Raw genomic sequence first — 5979 nt, 5'->3', positions numbered from 1 at the left:
CATCGATAAAATTGAGATTGGCGCGTTTGTCGACCCGCGCATCAATTTTACTCAGCGACATCGCGAGCGTATCAATCCAGACAGTTCCGGCAAAAGCCAGGTCTGTAGTGCGCTTGGGCGTGAATTCAATTTCATAGCATGTAGTCTGCCCTAACGCAACAGTATCCTTCAGTCGAAAGAAATAGATCGTTTCCCATTGCTTACCAATTGGCGACGGAATGTCTTTCCGAAAAACAAAAAGCGAGTTTCGGTAGAAATTGTACTGCTGGAACGACGCACCAGTTAGCTGAGAAATCAGACCGCCATCGCTTACCCCAACGCCTGTTACGCGCGATTTTTGAACGAATTCCTTTATCTTATCCGGATTGCTGCGGGCGTAGAAATTAGAGACTGTTTCTGAAATGAATACCGGAATGGCGGGCTGTCCGTTTTCGTCGGTAACGGCGGGGAGCTTACCCAGCAAACGGCTGATGGGACCTGCTTTTTTTCCGTTTTTCCGTTGCTGAGCAAAGTTGTTGATATACCCCTCAATTTTGGTATAGCCTTCGTATTGATAAGCCTGTAACCGAATAGGATTGTATTGATCGGCGCGACGTACCGCTTCGCGCATCACACGATAGGCAGGATCACCCCCTTTCGCATATACTTTCACTTCCTGCAGCTTAGTAGCCGTAGCAGATAGTTGTGCGTCAATAACCTGGCTAGGTTGATCAAGAATTGGGTAAGATCGAGTGCTATATCCTAAACTCAGGATTAGCAGAGAGTCGGATAAGCTTTTGATTTTTAGTGTGTAAGCGCCGTTAACATCGGAGGTCGTTCCAGACGTTTGACCTTTGAGAGCAATACTAGCGAAGGGAACGCCTTCACCCGTAGCTGCATCCGTTACTTTGCCCGAAATTGTATAAATAGTTTGGGCCGCTGCCGCACAAACACACAACAGCAGCATTAAACTACCGATTACTGTATTTCGTAAAAGTTGTTTCATTCAGGGGGCGGATACAGGATATATGACGTAGTAACTTTTGTTTAGTCAATAGAGTTTACTAGTTGATCAGAAACAGAGAAAAATCCAAGTGTTTAGTCGGTAAGTACTTGATTTATGAAAACAGGCTAAGGAAAAATTATAAACAAGCAGCGATTGAACGCATCTATTATACGATACGCTCATCTGAGCTGTTTCGTTGCGCGGCATTGAATGCAACATCCGCAGAAGTAGATCACTACGTCGGTAGTGATCTACTTCTGCGGATGTAAAGTGATAGCAAAGTGATTTCTTAAAAATTAGCCAAATACGTATTAATTAGTCTGTGTTGGCTATTTTTTTCGATGACTGTAGAGGCACTTTATTATTGGAAAAATTCGATCTTATCCGCATCTGTATTGTTGATAAGATTAATCTGGCCTCCGCTATCTGGACTTAAGACTGTCGTGAACGTAACGGATCCTGAGGTTGCTCCCGGATTCAGCGAGCCGGTCAATCCAAAAGAGAGCACATCACCGGCTGCCACGCCCTGGTTGCTGGTCAATATATAATAGTCATCGTCTGAGTTGCTATCGAAATTCCAGGCGCCGTTTTGAACGGAAGAGCCTCCCACCGACGTAGCTGTTGTTGAGAAAGTTAGTATTGCTTTTGGGTCTTTACTGAGTTTGACCGTGATCAGTCCGGCAGCAGTTACAGCATTTAGTTCATATACATCGACAACCACACTAATATTGGTAGTGCCGTAAACAGTGGTGGGTCGAGCAAAAATAACGGGGGTCAGGTCAGGTACCAGGGCTGGCATCGTTACGTGCGTAGTGACATCGCCAATAGTCCAATCTATTGCCATCGTTCCGGCTGTTCCACTACCACTGGCAGCGTATAGCCCAGCTGGGCTAACCGATTGAGCACTAGCTTCGAAAGCCACAGAAAAAAGAAGAAAAAGCAGTGCTTTCATTTAGCTAGGGCCGTTGGCTCGGATAGGGATGATACCAGTTGACTGAGTCGTGCTTCGAGTGCTTTCAGGCTCTCCATTTGCTGACGTAGAATCGCCATCTCGGCAAGCTGAGCCTGCAACCCCATATTATCTGAACGCAGTTCCTTGACGGCTTCGAGCAGATGCGGAATCAGGCCAAGGTAGTTTACTGATTTATATCCTTTTTCGTTCGTTTCGACCAGTTCAGGAAAGTGCGCTTCCACTTCCTGGGCAATTAATCCGGTTTGCAAGTTCTGGCTACGTGTGCTGTCTTTCCAATGGTAATGATATCCCTGAAGCTGGGCGAGTCGGAGAAAGCTGTTACGTAGTGGCTGAATATCTCGCTTGAGACGACGGTCGGAGGTTTGAATCAGGTTACCATTCAGATAGCCGTTCCCATTTTTGTTGACCCAGAAGCGCCAGTTACCACTGTTGGCGCCATCGTAGAAATACAGTCCAGCCGATTCGTTGTCGCTACGTGCACCGAAAAACACCATCGCACTATTACCTTCGTTATTGAAGTCGATTCCTGCGCTCAGGCTGCCATTATGGCGAATCCGCATCCGGCTACCCACGTCTAATCGGTACTCTGGCTCTAATACGTTGTTGCCAATACCAATGTTGCCATTACGCAGAATGGTAAGCGCGTTACGTCGGTCGTTCGTGCCACTACCATTGCCAACCTGGAAAATACGATCATAGGTAAAGGTGACAGACTGATCGGGGTTGTCGGAAATATCATTGTAGCGACCTAAAGTGACAGCAGCCATAGCACCAGCTTTGACACCATAGCCTAAAGCAATAGAATAATTTCCACTAGCTATTGATGCTCTGCCTGCAGCTAACGAGCTAGCGCCATTGGCTTGTGTGCTTTCTCCTACAGCCATAGAGCTCCCTCCGGTGGCCTTACTATTATAGCCAAATGCTGTAGAATACCTTCCAATAGAAAAATCATCCCAACTTCCGTCTGTCGCCATGCCTGCGCGGAAAGCCGCCTTGCGTGGATACCAGATTAGCATTGAGCGAGAACTTGTGACATCCCCTAATGGTGGGCTGCTATCTATTGTTCCGGTCTGAACGATGGGATAATCATTTTTCCAACGGCTCGATTCATAAGAGTGTAGGGCATAAGGCACACTCAGCAACTGACTTGTGCTGACGTTCGTATAGCTGTTGCCTACGCCAGTTGGATTTAACTCCACTTGCAGAAAAAAGGACTGACTGCTCCAATCTATACTCCAGAACGTACCTGACGTTACGTTTCCCCCGCCGACTGCTACGTTGAATACACCAACTGCGTTTGTTTGAGAAGTGTGCGTTTCCTGGTAAACCGTCATGCCATTGGCTGATCCCTGATGAATCGTAAGCCGCAACCCAACCGTCTGGTTGGTAACGGGCTGGCCAGAACTATTGCGAGCCACACCCTGAAAACTGAATTTTTGTGGAGCCTGAGCGAAGATTTTGATTGCGTAGAAGGCTAGTAGCCAAACGAGAATAAATACTTTTTTCATGAGTGTGAGGAAAGAAAATGAGTTGTAGCAAACAGAGAAAGGCTATTCGTTAACGTAGTGGTCTGGCATTGCCTGCAAGAAGAGTTCACAGGGCTATGCATAGACCGCTGAAGTTTCAAAGGTTACCCGGCTTTTTTCGACTGGCTCAGGCAAAGCTGGACGGCTGGTTTCGGCGGGTTGTTCGCCCAGATTCAGCAGCGTAAAAGCACTAATCGATACCGCTATCATCAGCCAAAGGAGCAGCGTTACCCAGAGGGCAGTCTCCTGTAATCCTAAACTGTTGAGTTCGCAGGTTCCGATCAGCAGCGTGGAAAGAGCCCCGCCCAGGCTAAAGCGAATCAATACGTTCCCGAATGATTGCCGTCGAAACAGATGCACTGCCCCCGTAATGATTCCGTAAATACCGCCGGCCGCATTCAAGAAAAAGGTGAGCCAAAATAAAGTGTTCATCAGTAGGAGGTTATTGAGGGTGTGGATAGAAAAGAGGGTTATTTAGGCATTTGACGAGTAATGCAGTGAATACCGCCACCACCAACATTAATGGCCCGAACATCAACGCTAATTACGGTTTTGCCGGGAAACGCCTGCTGTAATAGGTGCACAGCTTCCTGATCCTTGGTTGCCATATCGGCTGAGAGTCCGGCGTATTTAGCAACCAGTACTACGTTGTTGATGACCAGAAAGTTGAGATAACTGGCGGCCAATACACCTTTCATTGTGCCTGTAGGGTCAATGTTGGGTTTGCCGACGGAGGCATAGTCTAACGTAGACATGAGGTTGAACATTTCGTCCTGGCTGTCCATGTCGACGTAAAGCGGTTGAACTTCCGGAAAATCGATGATCTGGAAAGGATGACCGTCCTGATCTGTTGAGTGGTCTAATACGTAGCGCGTGTTGAGCAACAGTTCACGACTTTTCGCAACGATTGGATTTTGCGCTGCTTCTGCTTCTGAAGGGGTTTCGGCCAGCAATACCGTATTGGAGTTAATAAACCGTACAAACTCATCCGTATGGCCATTGGTGGTAAGTAACGTGTAGACGGGTTGCGTCGCATTGCCGAACGGAACGGCAAAGGGCGCATGAATGACGGGGTGCGCATCGTTGCCTAACGTACCTTTTATCCAAATAACCTTCTTTGTGTTGAACAGCCGGCTGAACTCGGCCTCAACGGCTGCCTTCGTCCAGGTCGGATTACGCTGAAAGACGACATCTTCCGAGACAATAACCGTACCTTTTCCGTTAAACTCCAGCGCTCCGCCTTCCATCAGCAAGGATGAACCGATATGGGGTACATTCATTAGGTCGGAAATTTGCCGGTCAACCGTTTCGTCAGTTGCCTGGTAACCTGCAAAATCAGGATCAGTTATGTAAGGCCCCCATCCCCAGGAATTAAACTGAAAATCCACAGATTTAAGCGTGCTCCCGTCTTTGATGAAAATAGGGCCCGTATCGCGCAGCCAGATGTCTACATAGTTGATGTTGTGAAAGCGTAGCTTGCTGGTAATAAGGTCATTGGAGACGCCATGAGCCAGCAGAAAAGCTTTAATTTCTTCCTGCATAGCGGCATCGGCTACGCATAAATCAACTTTTACGGTCGGTAGCAGGCTTTTTAACAGTTCGGCGTAAACCTCCGGTGCCGACCAATCGTGCTTGTTGCTGTACGATGGCCAGGCCATCCAGACGGACTCCTGCTCTTCCCACTCGGCCGGAACACGAATGGTTGACGCGGCCGGGCCATGATCATCGAGTGTAGAGCAGGCACTTAAACAGGCTAGTAGAATAGCCGTAACTAATGAGCGTATTACGTTGATGCGGAACATGGTATGAGGAAGGTTACTTAGCAGGGAGAAGCTATACTATATGCTTCTCCCTAAAGATGTTGAGTGTGAATAGAAGTCTTAATGACGTAACGTTAATGAATATACGCCAGTGTCGAAGCTGTTCTTAGCGCCCTATTCTGTTAGGTTAGTTGACAGACATTTATCCGCATAAATTGTCTTGGTACGAGGTTCCCATTCATCGACTTCCTTGCCGCCCAGATATTGCTTTGCGGCAAGCGTATGTTTACCAGCCGAGAGTTTAATGCTAACTACACTGCCTGATGTTTGGGTGGAACAGCCTGGCCCGTTACCATCCAGATCGATGTAGTTTCGAGTCAGTGGTCCTACTAATTTGTCGTCTACGATTACATCAATACGATCAGCTTTGGGGCCAATAAGTTTGGTATAAACCAATAGTGTTCCTACCGCCTGGGGTTCAGGAATTTCCTTTGATCGGCTGCAACTGGTGTCGACCAGCAATATGGCGGAGAATAGACTGACAGACAGACCGATACGTCGGAAGATTTGATTTGTGTTCATTGATTCTAGTTGTTAAAAAGAGATTGATGTGTGGTTGATTAATTGTAAAGCTTTTGGTTGTTGGACTACGTGCCACGAATAAGATGATACAAAACTAGGAGAGGCAGATGCCAGGAGTTATTGCTATTGTAACAGGCATTATCGCTATTGTAA

At 47.2% G+C, this 5979-nt stretch carries 6 protein-coding genes; all 6 read right to left on the bottom strand.

Annotated features, from left to right (window positions below):
• On the bottom strand, positions 1-985 hold a 985-nt coding region (locus tag ACOJS8_RS09325), incomplete at its 3' end, for a DUF5686 family protein (protein WP_420148266.1).
• A 361-nt stretch (positions 986-1346) separates the two neighbouring features.
• The gene (locus ACOJS8_RS09320; RefSeq protein ID WP_420148265.1) at positions 1347-1937 is read right to left on the bottom strand and encodes a hypothetical protein; all 591 of its coding nucleotides are present in this window, start codon (positions 1935-1937) and stop codon (positions 1347-1349) included.
• The gene (locus ACOJS8_RS09315) at positions 1934-3466 is read right to left on the bottom strand and encodes a tail fiber domain-containing protein (RefSeq protein ID WP_420148264.1); all 1533 of its coding nucleotides are present in this window, start codon (positions 3464-3466) and stop codon (positions 1934-1936) included. Before ACOJS8_RS09315 ends, ACOJS8_RS09320 begins: the two co-directional genes overlap by 4 nt.
• 93 nt (positions 3467-3559) lie before the next feature.
• Entirely contained in the window at positions 3560-3916 is a 357-nt protein-coding gene (locus ACOJS8_RS09310) for a hypothetical protein (protein ID WP_420148263.1), read from the bottom strand.
• Positions 3917-3954: 38 nt separating this feature from the next.
• Positions 3955-5286: an agmatine deiminase family protein gene (locus tag ACOJS8_RS09305; RefSeq protein ID WP_420148262.1), complete on the bottom strand. Its 1332-nt coding sequence runs from the start codon at positions 5284-5286 to the stop codon at positions 3955-3957.
• Positions 5287-5418: 132 nt separating this feature from the next.
• Positions 5419-5826, bottom strand: a complete 408-nt coding sequence (locus ACOJS8_RS09300; RefSeq protein WP_420148261.1) for a hypothetical protein — start codon at positions 5824-5826, stop codon at positions 5419-5421.
• Positions 5827-5979 lie beyond the last annotated feature (153 nt).

It is taken from the genome of Spirosoma sp. (assembly GCF_048594605.1).
Taxonomy (GTDB): domain Bacteria; phylum Bacteroidota; class Bacteroidia; order Cytophagales; family Spirosomataceae; genus Spirosoma.
The sequence above is the reverse complement of the archived record's forward strand: the minus strand, read 5'-3'. Positions and strand labels throughout refer to the sequence as shown.

Coding starts and splice junctions, on each gene's coding strand:
- ACOJS8_RS09300 (WP_420148261.1), bottom strand. CDS start 5,826: ATGAACACAAATCAAATCTTCCGACGTATCGGTCTGTCTGTCAGTCTA.
- ACOJS8_RS09320 (WP_420148265.1), bottom strand. CDS start 1,937: ATGAAAGCACTGCTTTTTCTTCTTTTTTCTGTGGCTTTCGAAGCTAGT.
- ACOJS8_RS09315 (WP_420148264.1), bottom strand. CDS start 3,466: ATGAAAAAAGTATTTATTCTCGTTTGGCTACTAGCCTTCTACGCAATC.
- ACOJS8_RS09305 (WP_420148262.1), bottom strand. CDS start 5,286: ATGTTCCGCATCAACGTAATACGCTCATTAGTTACGGCTATTCTACTA.
- ACOJS8_RS09310 (WP_420148263.1), bottom strand. CDS start 3,916: ATGAACACTTTATTTTGGCTCACCTTTTTCTTGAATGCGGCCGGCGGT.